13 protein-coding genes are annotated in these 16,260 nt (G+C 68.1%); 6 read left to right on the top strand and 7 right to left on the bottom strand.

All coding sequences use genetic code 11. The features are described from left to right. Positions 1–9 precede the first annotated feature (9 nt). From LRG07_RS01675 to LRG07_RS01665, 3 genes are all read right to left on the bottom strand, one after another. The gene (locus LRG07_RS01675; protein ID WP_238641614.1) at positions 10–1,035 is read right to left on the bottom strand and encodes a cyclopropane-fatty-acyl-phospholipid synthase family protein; all 1,026 of its coding nucleotides are present in this window, start codon (positions 1,033–1,035) and stop codon (positions 10–12) included. A 104-nt stretch (positions 1,036–1,139) separates the two neighbouring features. Continuing rightward, positions 1,140–1,784: a hypothetical protein gene (locus tag LRG07_RS01670; RefSeq protein WP_238641613.1), complete on the bottom strand. Its 645-nt coding sequence runs from the start codon at positions 1,782–1,784 to the stop codon at positions 1,140–1,142. Then, positions 1,759–2,025 carry a phosphopantetheine-binding protein gene (locus tag LRG07_RS01665; protein ID WP_238633017.1) on the bottom strand — a complete coding sequence of 89 codons (267 nt, stop codon included), beginning with the start codon at positions 2,023–2,025 and terminating at the stop codon, positions 1,759–1,761. Before LRG07_RS01665 ends, LRG07_RS01670 begins: the two co-directional genes overlap by 26 nt. Before the next feature lie 290 nt (positions 2,026–2,315). Between LRG07_RS01665 and LRG07_RS01660 the strand changes: the two genes are divergently transcribed. From LRG07_RS01660 to dapB, 6 genes are all read left to right on the top strand, one after another. After that, positions 2,316–2,891, top strand: coding sequence for a hypothetical protein (locus tag LRG07_RS01660; RefSeq protein WP_238633018.1), 576 nt, complete (start codon positions 2,316–2,318; stop codon positions 2,889–2,891). Positions 2,892–3,004: 113 nt separating this feature from the next. Next, positions 3,005–4,060: a heat-inducible transcriptional repressor HrcA gene (gene hrcA / locus LRG07_RS01655; protein WP_201170617.1), complete on the top strand. Its 1,056-nt coding sequence runs from the start codon at positions 3,005–3,007 to the stop codon at positions 4,058–4,060. A 112-nt stretch (positions 4,061–4,172) separates the two neighbouring features. Beyond that, complete coding sequence (gene grpE / locus LRG07_RS01650; protein ID WP_201170616.1) at positions 4,173–4,889, top strand: nucleotide exchange factor GrpE; 717 nt, start codon at positions 4,173–4,175, stop codon at positions 4,887–4,889. A gap of 117 nt (positions 4,890–5,006) precedes the next feature. Then, positions 5,007–6,950 (top strand): molecular chaperone DnaK, encoded by a 1,944-nt coding sequence (gene dnaK, locus LRG07_RS01645; RefSeq protein ID WP_201170615.1) that lies wholly within the window; start codon positions 5,007–5,009, stop codon positions 6,948–6,950. A gap of 131 nt (positions 6,951–7,081) precedes the next feature. Next, the gene (dnaJ, locus tag LRG07_RS01640; protein WP_201170613.1) at positions 7,082–8,242 is read left to right on the top strand and encodes a molecular chaperone DnaJ; all 1,161 of its coding nucleotides are present in this window, start codon (positions 7,082–7,084) and stop codon (positions 8,240–8,242) included. Continuing rightward, a complete protein-coding gene (gene dapB / locus LRG07_RS01635; protein WP_201170611.1) occupies positions 8,239–9,042 on the top strand; it encodes a 4-hydroxy-tetrahydrodipicolinate reductase in 804 nt (267 codons plus the stop codon). Before dnaJ ends, dapB begins: the two co-directional genes overlap by 4 nt. Positions 9,043–9,080: 38 nt before the next feature. Here the strand turns inward: dapB and LRG07_RS01630 are convergent, their stop codons facing one another. The 4 genes from LRG07_RS01630 to dapD form a co-directional block, all read right to left on the bottom strand. After that, a complete protein-coding gene (locus LRG07_RS01630; RefSeq protein WP_238641612.1) occupies positions 9,081–12,494 on the bottom strand; it encodes a BadF/BadG/BcrA/BcrD ATPase family protein in 3,414 nt (1,137 codons plus the stop codon). After that, positions 12,478–14,202 carry an activator of (R)-2-hydroxyglutaryl-CoA dehydratase gene (locus tag LRG07_RS01625; RefSeq protein WP_201242646.1) on the bottom strand — a complete coding sequence of 575 codons (1,725 nt, stop codon included), beginning with the start codon at positions 14,200–14,202 and terminating at the stop codon, positions 12,478–12,480. The genes LRG07_RS01630 and LRG07_RS01625 overlap by 17 nt, the downstream gene beginning before the upstream one ends. A gap of 95 nt (positions 14,203–14,297) precedes the next feature. After that, a complete protein-coding gene (gene dapE / locus LRG07_RS01620) occupies positions 14,298–15,437 on the bottom strand; it encodes a succinyl-diaminopimelate desuccinylase (protein ID WP_201170605.1) in 1,140 nt (379 codons plus the stop codon). After that, entirely contained in the window at positions 15,434–16,255 is an 822-nt protein-coding gene (dapD, locus tag LRG07_RS01615) for a 2,3,4,5-tetrahydropyridine-2,6-dicarboxylate N-succinyltransferase (RefSeq protein ID WP_201242644.1), read from the bottom strand. The genes dapE and dapD overlap by 4 nt, the downstream gene beginning before the upstream one ends. Positions 16,256–16,260 lie beyond the last annotated feature (5 nt).

The following is a 16,260-nucleotide window of genomic DNA, read 5'->3' as shown; positions in this document are numbered from 1 at the left end:
GGTGGCTCCTTACCTCCGGCGGCAGCGCAAGAGCGTGTGCCCGACCCCGATCGGCTCCTCTTCGTGGTCGGTCATCAATCCGGCTTCGTCGATCAGGCGACCGAGCGTATCCCGCGGGTAGAAGCGGCTGGTTCCGTTGACCATGCACGTGAAGTAGAGGGATACGGCGTTGAGGCTGAATCGGGCCGCTTCATGGATCTGCCGGTCGGGGCAGAGTTCGACGATGTAAAGGCGGGTTTCGGAATCCATCGCACGGGCGGTCCGGCGCAGCAGTGCCACGATCTCCTCCGGCGGGAAACAGGCTAGGAGCTGGCTCATGACGATGGCATCGGCGCCTCCGGGCAGCTCCCGGCTGTTGTCTCGCAGGTCCGTCGGGTGCAGGTGGGCCCGGTCCGCCTGGCCGGCCGCTTCGAGAGCCTCACGGGCCATCTGCAGTGGACCGGGTAGGTCGAGCAGCGTCATGCAGGCTTCCGGGTCGCGATCGAGGTAGCGCAGCGCCAGGCGTCCGGTGTTGGCGCCGACGTCCATGACATGCCTTGGCGCATCCCGGGCGAGGCGTTCGACCAGATCGCGGAAGGCGTGCTCGGAGTAATAATGATCGAAGCGGAACCAGCTGCCGGCTGCAGGCTCTTCGAGTTCGTGCAGGCCCTCGTAGAGGGTCGACCAGTCGCCCAGCGCCGCGAGCCCGGCTGGCCGGCCTTCGCGGATCGCTGTCTCCAGGGCGGGCAGTCCATGGCTGGCGAAGTCCCGCGTGAAATCCATGTTAACCCGGGTCATTGGGTCATGGAGCAGGATGTGCCCCAGGGGGGCCAGGGTGCAGGCCTCCTCCTGCTCGCTGAGGATCTCAAGATCCTGACCGAAGTCGACCAGTACCGCGACCGCGTACTCGCTAAGGCCGGTATCGCGGGCCAGCTCGGGCCGGGTGAGCCCCTCGGCACCGGCGTTCTCCAGACTGCTCAGCAGTCCCGTGTCGCGCATGGTCGTTGCCGCAAAGAAGGCAAATGGCGCAAAGGCGAGCATTTGCGCCCTGGACATGGCCTCTCCGGCCGGCAGACGGGTGTTCGACTTTCGTTTCATGGTAGTGGTCCGGCGCGGCTGGCCGGTTTCGGGGCCGGCCGTTGATGGTTCCGAAAAGCGTGTCAGCTTAGGCGTCGCCAGTCGATCCGTGCAACCGCCCGCCAGAAGGCGAGGGGGTCTTCGGGCCATCCGAAGCGGAGGCAGCGCACAAGGTATTCACCGATCATCGCGCCGCCGATCACCAGATAGTTGATGATATTGGCGAACAGGGACCAGGTCTGGGGGGAAGCCCCAAGCAGCAGCAGAAGGATAGTGTTCAGGGTCAGGGCGCTGCAGAGCAGGGTCCACAGCCAGGTAACGGTGCGCATGTAACGTCGTTCCGCACTGCTGTGGCGGTCGCCGACAATGGCCGTGGCAATCTGTTCGACCAGGGGCTGGCGCCCCGCGAGCAGTGTGCGGCCGAACATCCACGCAACAGCCATGGGGAGCAGTATGGGGGGCGCGTAGAGCGCGACGGGGTGGGCAAGTAGCAGGTCCGCCAATGCGGCGCCGAAGAGAAGCGCCACGGCCGCCAGACTACCGGGGGTTGGTCCCCCGCGCAGATAAAGCGTCAGTGCGGCCAGCACCGCCAGGCCGAGCAGGCTAGCGCTCTCGAGGCCTGCACTGATCATGGCGTGGGACCAGAGGGGGTAGAGGAGCAGGGGGAGTGCCGCTGCAACGGGGCGCTGCAGCGGCAGCCGGTTATCGGGTCCGGTGTTGATCGACATACTTGGCGAGCGAGCGCAGGGAAAAGAACACCTGCTGATTGTCCGCGTCATCGGCGCGCAGCTGCACCCCGTAGCGGCGGGAGACCTCCATGGCGATCTCGAGTGCGTCGATCGAATCCAGGCCGAGGCCGTCTCCGAACAAGGGCGCCTCCGGTTCGATGGCGTCTGCGTCGACATCGAGATTGAGGGCCTCCACGAGGGCCTCGGCAAGCTCCTGCTCTGTTTGCGTGCGCTCTGACATGGTGTTCCTAGGGTGTCCTGATGGGGTTGTCGGGGTGGTTGCGGCCCGGTGGCCGGGCCGGCCGGGAATGCCCGGCCGCCCCCGGCCCAAGGTAGCGCGCAAGCTTAGCGTCATGCGAGGCCCGCTTCAATGCGAGGGCAGCATATCCCTCCGAGCGCTGGCGCCGGGGGCGGGGGCGGTTGCGATACCCCCCCGCCCTGCGGCTTGAGTGGGACTGTCCGTCACGGCGGAGTTTGTATTAACCTTGCGCGGCCCCGTATTGGGACATTTTCTTGAATTGGAGGACGAGGATGGCTGGTCGACACAGGTTGTTCCATTGGGGTCTGCCCGGACTGCTCCTGCTGCTCAGCGGCTGCACCCACCATGTCGCCTTCGACGATATTGATTACACGGTGGATCAGGAGCCGCGGGAAGAGCCAACGGAGGTTGTCATCACGGAGGAGCAGCGGTCCGCCGAGGTGCCGGTGCGCTCCGGAATGGCCGGGTTCGCCCATTCGTGGGTTGCGTTTCCAGGAGAAATGCTCGTGCAGGTTGCCGAGGTTGAGGTGCCGCAGGTGTTCTCGGACTCGCAGCTTGTCACCGAGCCGAGCGGCGCGGAAGACAGATATCAGCTGTTTCTGGAGGTCCCGTATTACAGCTTTTCCAATCACCGCGCGACGGTTCGAATGCGGGCCGAGCTGCTCGATGCGGACAAGGAACAGCTTCTGGATCAGACCTACGAGAACCGGGGTGATACCTATGGCGCAAGGATGTTCTGGGGTGGCGCCTTTGGCATGAAGTCGGCCATGCGTAATTCGTCCCTTGAGGCTTATCAAGCGAATTTCGAGCAGCTCCGCGCGGATCTGGAAGAGGCCCTGGACGAGTGAGGTGGTGCGGCGGGCTCGTTGACGGTTGTACAGGGGGCTTGCTAGCCTCACCCCGCACTCAAGCGCCCTAAGTGCAACCCCCGCGAAATCGCGCAACCCGTGGTGCATGAGCCATGAGCCCGCCGCACGACCTGGAGCTGGGCGACCGCGCGCGCACCCTGCTCCGCACGCTGGTGCGTCGCTACATCGACAGCGGCAGGCCGGTCGGGTCGCGCAGCCTGGCCCGTGAAGCCGGGCTGTCCGTCAGCCCAGCCACGGTGCGCAACGTCATGGCCGACCTCGAGGAATTGGGCTATCTGGTCTCGCCGCACACCTCGGCCGGTCGGGTGCCGACCGATCGGGGCCTGCGCTTCTACGTCGACTGCCTGCTCCAGGTCCAGCCCATCGAGGGCGACACCGTCGAACAGCTCCGCCGGCGTCTGGTTCGCGACCGGGAGGAGGGGGCGGAGGAGCTGGCCGACTCCGCCTCGGACCTGCTCTCGCAGTTGACCCGGCTGGCCGGTGTGGTGACCCTCCCGCGCTGCGACTGGGCGGTGCTGCGCCACGTGGAGTTCCTGCCGCTGTCCGACCGTCGCGTGCTAGCGATCCTGGTGATCAATGAGCGGGATGTGCAGAACCGCGTCATCCGCACCGAGCGCGACTTCTCCGAGGCTGAGCTTCAGCGCATCGCCAACTACCTCAATGCGGAGTTCGCCGGCGTGGAGCTGCCGCGCGTGCGCCAGCGCCTGCTCGCCGCCATGCAGGCCGATCAGCAGCGACTCGACGAACTCATGCGCTCGGCGGTGGAGGTCGGCGAGAAGGCCCTGGCGGAGGAGCAGGACGACGAGGGGTACGTGGTCGCGGGTCAGACCAATCTGATGGAGTTCGAGGAACTCTCCGATGTGGACCGGCTGCGCCAGCTGTTCGAGGCCTTCACGCAGAAGCGTGACATCCTCCACCTGCTCGATCGCTGCGCGCGGGCCGATGGCGTCCAGATCTACATCGGCCAGGAGGCCGGTTACGAGGTCTTCGACGGTCTCTCGCTGGTGACGGCCCGTTACGGGGTCGCCGGTGAGGCGGCCGGGGTGCTCGGGGTGATCGGGCCGACCCGCATGGCCTACGACCGGATCATTCCGATCGTCGACATCACCGCCCGATTGGTCGGCTCGGCCTTGAATCCGCCGCGCTAGATCCCCACACCTGTGCCCAGGCAGGAGGCAGTGCACCCGGTGGCCGCGCTTGGGGCGCCCGGTGGTGGGCTGCCAGTAACCGTTTTCCGGCTCAATCTAGCGGAGCAGCCATATGACTGATAACCAGCGACAGAGCACGACCGAGGAGCAGCCCGAGGTGCGCGGCGACGCGCAGGCAACCGCCGAGGCGTCGGAGCAGAAGCACACCCGTCAGGCCTCGGAGGCGCTCGAGGGCGAGCTCCAGAGCGGCGATTCGGCGAGCGAGGGCGCCGCGGCGGACGAGGCCGGTACCAGCGCCGAGGACCTGGAGCAGCGTATCGAGGAACTCGAGAACGCCCTTGCTGACGCCGAGCGGAAGGCCCAAGAGAACTGGGATCAGGTGCTGCGCATGCGCGCCGAGCTGGAGAACGCGCAGCGCCGCGCGGAAAAGGATGTCGACCAGGCCCGGCGGCAGGGGCTCGAGAAGGTCTGCGGCGATCTCCTGCAGGTCAAGGACAGCCTGGAGATGGGCGTTCAGGCGGCCGAAGACGCCGAGGCCGATCGCGAGAAGCTCCTCGAGGGCTCGCAGTTGACCCTCAAGATGCTCAATCAGGTCTTCGAGCGCTTCGAGATCGAGGAGATCAACCCGCTGGGCGAGCGTTTCAACCCCGACTACCACGAAGCTATGGCGACGCAGCCCAGCGAAGAGCAGGAGCCGAACACCGTGCTCCACGTGGTGCAGAAGGGCTACCGCCTGCAGGATCGCCTGCTGCGCCCGGCACTGGTGGTGGTGGCCAAGAAGGCCGACGGCAGTGCGGGCAGCGGTGGCTCGGTGGACGAGACCGCCTAAAGGCACGCGATTCGGCGCGATTCAAACCGGGCCCTTGAAAAAGCCGATGGGGCACCGCACTTAAGGGGCAGAAGGCAATCAGGCCCGGACAGATTCAACGGTTAGCAGGAGCGAATTATGGGTAAGATCATCGGCATCGACCTGGGCACGACCAACTCGTGCGTGGCGGTCATGGAGGGCAATAAGACCCGCGTGATCGAGAACGCGGAGGGCGATCGGACCACCCCGTCGGTGGTGGCTTTCGCCGAGGATGGCGAGGTGCTCACCGGCGCCCCGGCCAAGCGGCAGTCGGTCACCAACCCGGAGAACACCATCCATGCGGTCAAGCGCCTGATCGGCCGGCGCTTCGACGAGGATGTCGTCCAGCGCGACATCAAGGAGATGCCGTACAAGATCGTCAAGGCGGACAATGGCGACGCCTGGGTCGAGGCGCAGGGTAAGAAGATGGCGCCGCCGGAGGTCTCGGCGCGCACCCTGCAGAAGATGAAGAGCACCGCCGAGGACTACCTGGGTGAGGAGGTCACCGAGGCAGTGATCACCGTCCCGGCGTACTTCAACGACTCCCAGCGCCAGGCCACCAAGGATGCCGGCAAGATCGCCGGACTCGAGGTCAAGCGCATCATCAACGAGCCGACGGCGGCGGCGCTGGCCTACGGCCTGGACAAGGAGGGCGGCGACAAGAAGGTCGCGGTCTACGACCTGGGCGGCGGCACCTTCGACGTGTCGATCATCGAGATCGCCGAGGTCGACGGCGAGAAGCAGTTCGAGGTCCTCTCCACCTCCGGCGATACCTTCCTGGGGGGCGAGGATTTCGACAAGCGGATCATCGACTACCTGATCCAGGAGTTCAAGAAGGACCAGGGCATTGACCTCGGCCAGGATCACCTGGCGCTGCAGCGCCTGCGCGAGGCGGCCGAGAAGGCCAAGGTGGAGCTCTCCTCGAGCCAGCAGACCGAGATCAATCTGCCCTACATCACCGCGGATCAGAGCGGTCCGAAGCACATGGCCATCAAGCTCACCAGGGCGAAGCTCGAGTCGCTGGTCGAGGACCTGGTCGAGCGCACCATCGAGCCGTGCAAGACCGCGCTCAAGGACGCAGGCCTGGCGGCCAGCGACATCCAGGACGTGATCCTGGTCGGTGGCCAGACGCGGATGCCGAAGGTCCAGGAGAAGGTCAAGGATTACTTCGGTAAGGATCCGCGCAAGGACGTCAACCCGGACGAGGCCGTGGCCGTGGGTGCAGCGATCCAGGCCGGTGTGCTCGGCGGTGACGTCAAGGACGTTCTGCTGCTCGACGTCACGCCGCTGTCGCTGGGCATCGAGACCCTCGGTGGCGTGATGACCAAGATCATCGAGAAGAACACCACCATCCCCACCAAGGGGACGCAGACCTTCTCGACCGCCGAGGACAACCAGACCGCCGTGACCGTCCACGTCCTGCAGGGCGAGCGGGAGATGGCCAAGGACAACAAGTCCCTCGGTCGTTTCGATCTGACCGACATCCCCCCGTCGCCGCGCGGTGTGCCGCAGATCGAGGTCGCCTTCGACATCGACGCCAACGGCATCCTCAACGTCTCGGCCAAGGACAAGGCCACCGGCAAGGAGACCGGCATCGAGATCAAGGCCTCCTCCGGGCTGACCGAGGACGAGATCGAGCGTATGGTCAAGGAGGCCGAGGAGCACGCCGAAGAGGACCGCAAGCAGCGCGAGCTGGTCGAGGCGCGCAATCAGGCCGAGAACATGATCCACTCGACCCGCAAGACGCTGTCGGATCTCGGCGAGCAGGTCGGCGATGCCGAGAAGCAGGAGATCGAGAGCGCCATCAGTGAGCTCGAGCAGGTCAAGGACGGCGAGGACAAGGAGGCCATCGAGCAGAAGACCCAGGAGCTGGCGACCAAGGCCGGCGAGCTGGCGCAGAAGGCGTACCAGCAGTCCGGTGGCGGCGAAGAGGCCTCCGCGGGTGCGGGCTCCGGCGAGGCCGCGTCGGGCGAGCAAAAGGAGGACGTGGTCGACGCCGACTTCGAAGAGGTCAAGGACGAGGACGGCAACTCCCGCAAGTGAGCCGCAGCCGGGGGGGGGGGGGGGGGGGGGGGGGCCGGGGGGGGGGGGGGCCCCCCGCCAGAGCGGAGGCGCAGGGTGGGACACCCTCCTGCGCCTTTGTCGTTACCGGGTGCTGAAACGCGGAGCAGCCTATGGCGAAGCGTGACTACTACGAGGTGTTGGGGGTCAACAAGAACGCCTCTGACGCCGAGATCAAGAAGGCCTACCGGCGCATGGCCCAGAAGTACCATCCGGACCGCAATCCGGGGGACGAGGAGTCGGCCGAGCGCTTCAAGGAGGTCAAGGAGGCCTACGAGGTCCTCTCGGACGCGCAGAAGCGCGCCGCCTACGACCAGTTCGGCCACGCCGGGGTGGATCCGTCCGCCGGCGGTGGCGGGCCGCGCGGCTACGGTGGTGGCGCCGGACCGGGCGGCCCCGATTTCTCGGATATCTTCTCCGACGTCTTCGGGGATATCTTCGGCTCCGGGGGGGGGCGCGGCGGCGGCCGCAGCCGGGCCTTCCGCGGTGCCGACCTGCGCTACACACTCGAGCTGAGCCTCGAGGACGCGGTGCGCGGTACCGAGGAGCAGATCCAGGTGCCCACCCACGTCGAATGCGACTCGTGCAAGGGCTCGGGCTCCCGGGCCGGCTCCAAGCCGCAGACGTGCCCGACCTGTAAGGGCCACGGCGACGTGCGCGTGCAGCAGGGATTCTTTTCCATCCAGCAGACCTGTCCGCGCTGCGGCGGCGAGGGCGTTGTGGTGACCGACCCGTGTCCCAAGTGCCGGGGCCGGGGTCGGGTCGAGGACCGCAAGACCCTCAGCGTGCGCATCCCCGCCGGCGTCGATACCGGCGACCGCATCCGCCTCTCCGGCGAGGGCGAACCGGGCGAGCGCGGTGGTCCGCCGGGTGACCTGTACGTCCAGGTCGCCGTGCGCGAGCATGAGTTCTTCGAGCGTGACGGGGCCGACCTGCACTGCCAGGTACCGGTGGACATCGTCACCGCGGCCCTCGGCGGCGAGGTTGAGGTGCCCACCCTCGACGGCCGCGTGAACCTGCGCATCCCGCCGGGGACCCAGCCCAACCAGGTGTTCCGCCTGCGCGGCAAGGGGGTCAAGCCGGTGCGCGGCAACCGCCAGGGCGACCTGCTCTGCCGGATCCACGTCGAGACGCCGGTCAACCTGACCAAGCGCCAGCGTGAGCTGCTCGAGGAGTTTCAGGCGACCCTGCAGGACACCGGAGGCAAGCACCATCCGCACACCTCGTCGTGGCTCGACAAGGTCAAGCGCTTTATCGAGGAGTGGCGGATATGAGCCTGGGCATCGGCATCATCGGGGCCGGCGGCCGCATGGGCCGTATGCTGATCGATGTGGTGCACCGGCAGCCGGGGGTGCATCTGGCCGCCGCCACCGACCGGGCCGGTGGCGAGGCCGTCGGTCGGGATGCCGGTGAACTCGCCGGGCAAGGGGCGGTGGGCGTGACCGTCGGGGACGACATTGCGACCGCCGTGTCTGCCTCCGAGGCTGTGATCGATTTCAGCCTCCCCGAGGCGACGGAGGCGGTGACTGCTGCCTGTGCGCAGGCCGGCCGCCCGCTGGTACTGGGGACCACGGGCCTCGGCGAGGCCCAGCGCGAGGCGGTGCGGCAGCTCTCGGAGCAAGTGGCGGTCATGCACGCGGCCAACTATTCGACCGGAGTGACGCTGCTGACCGCGCTGGTCGAGCAGGCCGCCCGCGCCATCGGTGAGCACAGCGACATCGAGATCATCGAGGCCCACCACCGCCACAAGGTGGATGCCCCTTCGGGTACTGCGCTTCGGCTCGGCGAGGCGGCGGCCGATGCCTTGGGACGTGACTTGGGGCAATGCGCCGTCTACGGCCGCGAGGGCTACACCGGGGAGCGCGACCGGCGGGCCATCGGCTTCGAGACGATCCGTGCCGGCGACATCGTCGGTGAGCATACCGTGCTTTTTGGCGGGGACGGTGAACGGGTCGAGCTCACCCACAAGGCCTCGAGCCGCACCACCTTTGCCGCCGGCGCCCTGCGGGCCGCCACGTGGCTGGTGGAACAACCGCCGGGGCTCTACGACATGCGCGATCTGATCGGCGTGTGAAGACCTGCGCACGGGGCGGCCGAGCGGCCGCCCCGTGCTCAGGCAGCCGAGCGCTTGGCGGGTAGCTCGGCCTGGTATCGGCGCAGGAAGTAGTCGATGGTCTCGGTGCGGATCTGGATCGATCCGCCGGGACGGTTCTCGTCTAGGTCCTTGAAGCAGAAGTAGGGTGTTCCGGATTGCTCGATGATCGCCTCGATCACCGAGTAGATCGGGGCGTCGTGGCCGCACTTGAAGTTCGACAGCTCTACGGCCACCAAGTTGGGGTGGCGGGCGATGAACTTCGCCGCCCAGAGCTTGCGGGAGCTGTGCTCTGAGAAGTCGTGCTTCCAGACATCGTCGATGGCCAGCGCCGAGCGCATGGCGCCGGCGCGCACCTCGGCGCCGAAGAGCTGCTCGAGCGTGGCCGGATCGCGGGGCAGGGCGTCCTGCCACAGGATCGGGTAGCCCTTGCGCTGCAGATCATCGAGGATGCCGTGGTTGATGCCCGGATCGTTGTGGTAGGGCCGGCCGAGGACCCCGATACCCACCCGTCCTTCCTGCTCCAGCCGCTGCAGCGTCTGCCGCTGTTCGGCCTCCATCCGCTCGTGGAAGGCGTGCAGGGCTGCCAGGCCCTGTTCCGCGGCGCGCCTTGACTCCCTGGCGCTGATGCCGAGTTCCTCTCCCCAGTCGGCGCGCATCTGTTCGGCACACAGCGCCGCGTCGTCCAGGTTGACCAGGGTCTTGCGGAAGCGGATCCCGTGCTCGGCGAACACGTCCCCCTCGCGGCGGAAGGCGGCGTGGGTGGCTTCGGCGGTGCCCGGCACCGTCGGGCACGCCTGGGCGGCGAGTGCGCCGTCCAGAGCGCCGGGCAGACTCTTGATCATCGGGAAGAAGATGTGGGTGAGCGGGCGCCGGCGGTGTTTGCGGGTAAGCAGGTTATGGACGTGCGGGATGCCGAGCTTGCTCGGGAAGCACGGGTCGATGCTGCCGCGGTTGGCGCCGCGACGGTAGAGTTCCGGATCGGTGTAGTCGGAGAAGACCAGCGCCCGTTCGGGGACGCCGAGCGCTGTGAAATAGCCGAGGAAGAAGGGCGCGCAGCTGTAGAGGTTCAGGACCCGGGGGATACCGATGCGCACCTGACGGCGATAGGCCATCGCCGCCCGGCGGCGGGCCGCAGGGCGGCCCAGCGGGCCGGGCAGGCGGGTCTGTGGCAGCGGGTCGGCGACCCCTTCGACCTGCGGGGTGCGGAAGACCTCGCGGGCGGCGCGGTCCAGGTGATTCGGATTGCGCTCGGCGTCGCGATCGAGCGCCGCCTTGATGCGCTGCATGGTGTCTTTGTCCTCGACCTCGCCCTGCTCGCAGGAGGCGATGATTACGCGCCGGAAACCGGGGGCCAAGGGGACCGAGGTCCGGGGTGGCGTATCGGCCCCGGTTGCCGGCTCGGTGACGTCGCCGGTGGCCACGTCGATGAAGGTCCGCAGGCAGAGGTTGCGGCAGAAACGACACCGTGTGCGCTCGTCGCGGATGGTGTGGTGTTGGAGGCGGCGCGCGCGTTCGAAGCCGATGAACGTCGAGCGGCGGTGCTCGCTGCGGTGCAGTCGGCGGGCCTCGAGCCCCGCGCCGATCGCCCCGGATTCACCGCAGTGGCGGTGCACGCGGATGTCACACTTCGCCCCCACCTGCCGGAAGCGCTCGCGCAGGTAGTCCACCTGTGCCTTCACGGCGGCGAGGTTGTGCTGCGTTCCCCCTTGTAAGACGAAACGCCGTCCCAGATCCGCCGGGTTGGGCTGCTGCGCCACATAGAGCCAGATGTTCTTCGGCAGGACCGCCGCCAGGCCGGCGAGGATCTCGTGGCGCTGCCAGCCCTTGCGCTGGAAGTCGACGATGTCCGACTGCAGGAAGACCGCACAGCCGTGGTTGAACACGGGCATCGCCTCCGCGCTGAGCGCGGTCTCGGCGTAGTCCTCGAGCTCGATGCCAAAGGCGCGCGCGGTTGCCTGCAGGAAGTAGCCGTTGCCCGCCGAGCATTGGGTGTTGAGACGGAAGTCGCGGACCCGGCCGTCGCGCAGGAACATCAGCTTGATGTCCTGGCCGCCGACATCGACGATGCAGTCGGTCCCGGGGTGCTCTTTTTCGCAGGCGTGGGCGTGGGCCACCGTCTCGACGACCGCGGTATCCGCATGCAGCACGTCGCGCAGGATATCCTTGGCGTATCCGGTGGTGCCCACACCGAGGACTTCCAGTTCCGCCCCTTGGCGCAGGACGGCGGTCTCCAGTTCGGCGAGCAGGGCAACGGCGTCCTCGATGGGGTTGCCTCCAGAGAGTCGATAGGCCTTGGCGAGGACCTCGCCGTCCGGATCCAGCAGGACGCCCTTGGTGGAGGTGGACCCGGCGTCGATCCCCACATAGCCGGTCACCCTTTCGCCGGGGGAGAAGCGGGCCGGCTGCCAGGGTTGCGGCTGGAACTCGCGCAGAAACGTTTCCAGCTCGGCGGAATCCTGGACCAGGGGCGGTGCGCCGCCCGGGCGCCGCCCGCCGGTGCGCTGCTCCGTCAGCCAATCGTCCAGCACGCCCGGCCCCGGGTAGCGCCCGGCGTCCGGGTCATCGGCCAGCTCGCTGCGCCCGAACGCGACCGCGCCGAGCGCGGCGAAGTACTGGGCCTGCTCGGGGACGTGGACGGCTGCCTCCAGCGGCGCGTTCCAGTCGACGCCTCGCTCCTCCCAGAGGGCCTGGATGTGGCTTCGCCAGCACTCCTGAAGGCCGCGGATGTAGGTGTTCGGCCCGCCGAGCAGCAGCACCCGGGGGTGGAGGGTGTGGCCCCGGGTCAGGACGGAGAGGTTCTGCTGCACGATGGCCTCAAACAGTGAGGCCATCAGTTCCTCGGCGGCGACCCCCTGCTTCTGTAGGGAGTTGATATCGGTCTCGGCGAAGACCCCGCACTTCCCGGCCACCGGGTGGACGGTGTGGCCGACATAGCCCATGTCGCCGAGCCGCTCCGGCGCGATGGCCAGCTTGGCGGCGATCTTGTCGATCACGGCGCCGGTGCCCCCGGCGCACTTGTCGTTCATGGCCGGGATCTTGCGCTTGCTGCCGTCTTCCAGCGACTTGAAGACGATGATCTTGGCGTCCTGGCCACCGAGCTCGACCACGCTGCCGACGTCGGGGAAACGCGACTCGACGGCCAGCGACACGGCGTGGACCTCCTGCACGAACCGCGCCCCCAGGGCCCGGGCGACGCTGCCGCCCCCCGAGCCGGTGGTGAACAGCCGCAGGTCTTCGCGACGCGCCGCTGGGATGGCTGCCTCGATCCGGGCGAGGAAGTCACGCACGGTCTCCAGCTGGCGCGTTTCGTGGCGGCGATAGTCGTGCCAGAGCAGTGTATCGTCGGCACCGTCGATGACTACGGCCTTGACCGTGGTGGAACCGACGTCCAGGCCGACCAGGATCGGGGCGTGATCAGCGGGGCTGGGCATGACGGGGCTCCCCGGGCTGGTGCTCGGTGGCGGCGTGGCGGGGCGAGTCCGGGTGGCTGGCCATGCGATCGGCCAGGTGATGGACGAACCGTGCCGCCCGGCAGATCGCCCCGCCGGTATGGGGGATCGGGTAGAGCGGGCTGCGCAGCTGCGGGCGTTCGGCGATGTAGGCGCGCAGCGTGTCCAGGTCGGTGCCGCGGGCGGTCAGGGCGTCTTGGAACTCGTTGCGGGCGGACTCGCGCGCCTCGCCCAGCGCCATCTGTGCCCGCGAGTAGGCGTTGATCTCGCCCTCGCCGGAGGTCTCAATGGGCAGGAAGCGGATATCCGGATAGTCGGCCTGCACGGCTGCCTGGGCCCCGTCGGACTGGGTCGAGGGCATGCAGCCGAAGGGCTTGAGCGAGAGGGTCATGTGCGCCAGACGGTTGCGGTGGTAGTAGAGCGTCTTGGCCACCTCAAGGTGTCCCTCGCCACCGGTGATGCGCGGGTGGTAGTAGGGGCGGCCGAGACGCTCCAGGGTGCGCTGGTCGGCCAGCGGGGCTGCACAGTTACCGAGGGCGGCGCGCATGCGGTCGTACTCGCGATGGAGGAGCCGGCCGATCTGCTCGATCAGCCAGTGGCGCAACCGTGTGGTGGTGGCCCGCAGTAGGGCGCGGCCCGTCCGGACGTGAGCCGCCGCCTCGGCCGCCCGGGCCTCATCGAGCTGGCCGTGGAGCCCGTGGCGCATGTAGTCGACCCATCCGGCGACCGGTTCCACCTGGATCTCGGCGCCTTCCCCCTCGAGAAACTCGAACATGCGGAAGTTGCCGTCCCCCTCGGTGGTCTGCGCCCAGAACTCGCCGGTGACCTTCACCAAGGGACGCGGGCGCAGGTAGTCCACCTCGAAACCCGCTTCGATGATCCTGCGACAGCGGGACAGGGCGGCGGTGCAGGTCGAATCCCGCAGGCGGGTGAGCAGGCGGGCGGCATCCTCGGCACTGGACAGGGGGGTCACGGCGGCCAGCAGCCGGGCCGTGGCCGTCACCCGGGGATGCGGCCGTCCCTGGCCGAGCGCCCGCTCGCACTCGCTCAGGCAGGCCTCGAAGGTCCGTTCGGCCGCGGAGCTATCGGTAGCGTAGGGGCGCGCCCGGTAGAAGACGGCATTGAGCACGTCGGCCATGAACAGGGCGTCGAGCACGGCGATGTAGAGACCAAGGTCCACGGAGAGTCCGTCTCCGTAGCCCTCGTCCGGGTGGCCATCGCCGCCGCCCTTCTTGTCGAAGGCGATCACCCGGAACCCCGGATAGCCGGCCTTGGCCAGGGCCTGCCGGTACTGCGCCTCGTACATCCCGAAACGGCAGGGCCCGCACGAGCCCGGCGTGACGAAGACGTACCGGTCCGTAACTTCGTCCCGCGCGAGGTTACGCTCGGCTCGGCGCCGTTCGAGGTGGTTGATCAGGGCGCCGGCGACGAAGTAGACCGGATTGCACTGGCCGTTGTTGCAAAGCTCCCGGCCGGTCTGCAGATCGCCGCGCTCCGGCGTGGGGATCGCCTCGGCATGGTAACCCAGCCCCCGCACGGCGGCGGTGAGCAGCCGATCATGAGCGACGCTGAGACTGCCGAAGAGCAGGGTGACCCGGTCCCGTTCCTCGCGGGTGAACGGCCGCTCGGCGGGGCGCCGGTAGTGACGCCTCGCGCCGTCCTGCGGGTGCGTCGGCGGGCTCGGTTCCATGGGCCACTCGCGTACCGCTGATCCGGTCAGCCTTCCAATCTAATCCTGTTGCCCGAAGGCATCAAATCGCCCCTGGGCCCCTCGCCGCCCGGGGCTCAGCCTGCCGCGCAGTCCAGCAGGCGCTGCAGGATGTCGAAGTAGATCGCCTCCAGCGCTTCGAGGTCGGCGACCGCGACGTGCTCATTCGCCTTGTGAATGGTGGCGTTCAGCGGGCCGAGTTCCACCACCTGCGCGCCGGTCGGGCCCATGAAGCGGCCATCGGAGGTGCCCCCGGAGGTCGATCGCCGTGGACAGCGCCCGGTGTGCGCAGTGACCGCCTGCTCGACGGCCTCGATGAGCGCCCCGCCTCGGGTGGCGAAGGGGCCGCCCGAGTGCCGCCAGGATATCGTGTAGTGGACGCCGTTGTGGTGGAGGATCGCCTCGATCCGTTGCTGCAGATCCTCGGCGGAGACCGTCGGGGCGTAGCGCAGGTTGAAGACGACCTCCATGGCGCCGGGGATGACGTTGTCCGCCCCGGTGCCCGCCTGGATGTTGGAGATCTGGAAGCTGGTCGGCGGGAAGTCGTCGTCACCCTGATCCCACTCGGTGGCCACGAGCTCCTGCAGCGCCGGTGCGAAAACGTGGATGGGGTTGTCCGCCTGGTGCGGGTAGGCGACGTGACCCTGCTCGCCGTGGACGGTGAGGTGGCCGGTCAGCGATCCCCGGCGGCCGACCTTGAATTCGTCCCCCAACTGCGCCTGGCTGCTGGGCTCGCCGACGAGGCAGTAGTCGATGGCGCTGCCCCGCTCGGCCAGGGTCTCCACCACGTGGCGCGTGCCATCCACCGCAGGACCCTCCTCGTCGCTGGTCAGCAGGACCGCGATGGCGCCGGCGTGCTTGGGATGGTGGGCGACGAAGCGCTCCACGGCAGCGGTGAAGGCGGCGACGCTGCCCTTCATGTCCGCCGCACCGCGGCCGTAGAGACAGCCATCCTCGACGATGGGCTGGAAAGGTGGGTGCTGCCACGCTGACTCCGGGCCACTGGGGACGACATCGGTATGGCCGAGGAAGCAGAACAGCGGCCGCCCGGTGCCGCGCTGCGCCCACAGGTTGGTCACCCCGCCGGTGCTCAACCACTCGGCGCCGAAGCCGGCCGCGGCCAGGCGTTCGGCGATGAGGGTCTGGCAGCCGGCATCCTCGGGGGTCACCGACGGTCGCTGGATCAGCTCCCGGGCCAGCTCGAGGGTTGCGCTCATGGGCGCAGCAGCTCGTTGATGCCGACCTTGGCGCGGGTCTTCTCGTCCGCGTATTTGATGATCACGGCACAGTAAAGACTGTGGCTGCCATCGGCGGCGGGGAGGTTTCCCGGGACGACCACGGCACCCTCTGGAACGTGCCCGAAGTGGACCTCACCGGTGTTGCGGTCGTAGATCTTGGTGCTCTGGCCGATGTAGACGCCCATGGAGATCACCGCGCCGCGGCCGACGATCACCCCCTCGACGATCTCCGAGCGGGCGCCGATGAAGCACTCGTCCTCGATGATGGTCGGGTTGGCCTGCAGCGGCTCGAGTACGCCGCCGATGCCCACGCCGCCGGAGAGATGGACGTTCTTGCCGATCTGGGCGCAGGAGCCCACCGTGGCCCAGGTGTCGACCATGGTTCCCTCGTCCACATAGGCGCCGATGTTCACGTAGGAAGGCATCAGCACCACCCCGGGGGCGATGTAGCTGCCGCGCCGCGCTGCCGCCGGCGGCACCACGCGCACGCCGGACTCGCGCAGGGCGTCCTCGCCCCAGTCGGCGAACTTCATCGGCACCTTGTCGAAGAAGTTGGTCACGCCGCCGCGCATCAGGCGGTTGTCGTTGAGCCGGAAGGAGAGCAGGACGGCTTTCTTCAGCCACTCGTTGACCTGCCAGCCCCCGTTGCCCGGTTCGGCCACCCGTGCCTGGCCGCTATCCAGACGGCGCAGGGCCTCATCGACCGCCTCGCGGATCTCGGCGGGGGTGTCATTCGGGTTGAGGCGGGTGCGTTGTTCGAACGCCTCTTCGATCACCTTCTGGATGTCTGCAGCCATGCTGG

Source organism: Halorhodospira sp. 9622, assembly GCF_022228025.1.
GTDB lineage: Bacteria > Pseudomonadota > Gammaproteobacteria > Nitrococcales > Halorhodospiraceae > Halorhodospira > Halorhodospira halophila_A.
The sequence above is the reverse complement of the archived record's forward strand: the minus strand, read 5'-3'. Positions and strand labels throughout refer to the sequence as shown.

Coding starts and splice junctions, on each gene's coding strand:
- LRG07_RS01675 (WP_238641614.1), bottom strand. CDS start 1,035: ATGTCCAGGGCGCAAATGCTCGCCTTTGCGCCATTTGCCTTCTTTGCG.
- LRG07_RS01670 (WP_238641613.1), bottom strand. CDS start 1,784: ATGTCGATCAACACCGGACCCGATAACCGGCTGCCGCTGCAGCGCCCC.
- LRG07_RS01665 (WP_238633017.1), bottom strand. CDS start 2,025: ATGTCAGAGCGCACGCAAACAGAGCAGGAGCTTGCCGAGGCCCTCGTG.
- LRG07_RS01660 (WP_238633018.1), top strand. CDS start 2,316: ATGGCTGGTCGACACAGGTTGTTCCATTGGGGTCTGCCCGGACTGCTC.
- hrcA (WP_201170617.1), top strand. CDS start 3,005: ATGAGCCCGCCGCACGACCTGGAGCTGGGCGACCGCGCGCGCACCCTG.
- grpE (WP_201170616.1), top strand. CDS start 4,173: ATGACTGATAACCAGCGACAGAGCACGACCGAGGAGCAGCCCGAGGTG.
- dnaK (WP_201170615.1), top strand. CDS start 5,007: ATGGGTAAGATCATCGGCATCGACCTGGGCACGACCAACTCGTGCGTG.
- dnaJ (WP_201170613.1), top strand. CDS start 7,082: ATGGCGAAGCGTGACTACTACGAGGTGTTGGGGGTCAACAAGAACGCC.
- dapB (WP_201170611.1), top strand. CDS start 8,239: ATGAGCCTGGGCATCGGCATCATCGGGGCCGGCGGCCGCATGGGCCGT.
- LRG07_RS01630 (WP_238641612.1), bottom strand. CDS start 12,494: ATGCCCAGCCCCGCTGATCACGCCCCGATCCTGGTCGGCCTGGACGTC.
- LRG07_RS01625 (WP_201242646.1), bottom strand. CDS start 14,202: ATGGAACCGAGCCCGCCGACGCACCCGCAGGACGGCGCGAGGCGTCAC.
- dapE (WP_201170605.1), bottom strand. CDS start 15,437: ATGAGCGCAACCCTCGAGCTGGCCCGGGAGCTGATCCAGCGACCGTCG.
- dapD (WP_201242644.1), bottom strand. CDS start 16,255: ATGGCTGCAGACATCCAGAAGGTGATCGAAGAGGCGTTCGAACAACGC.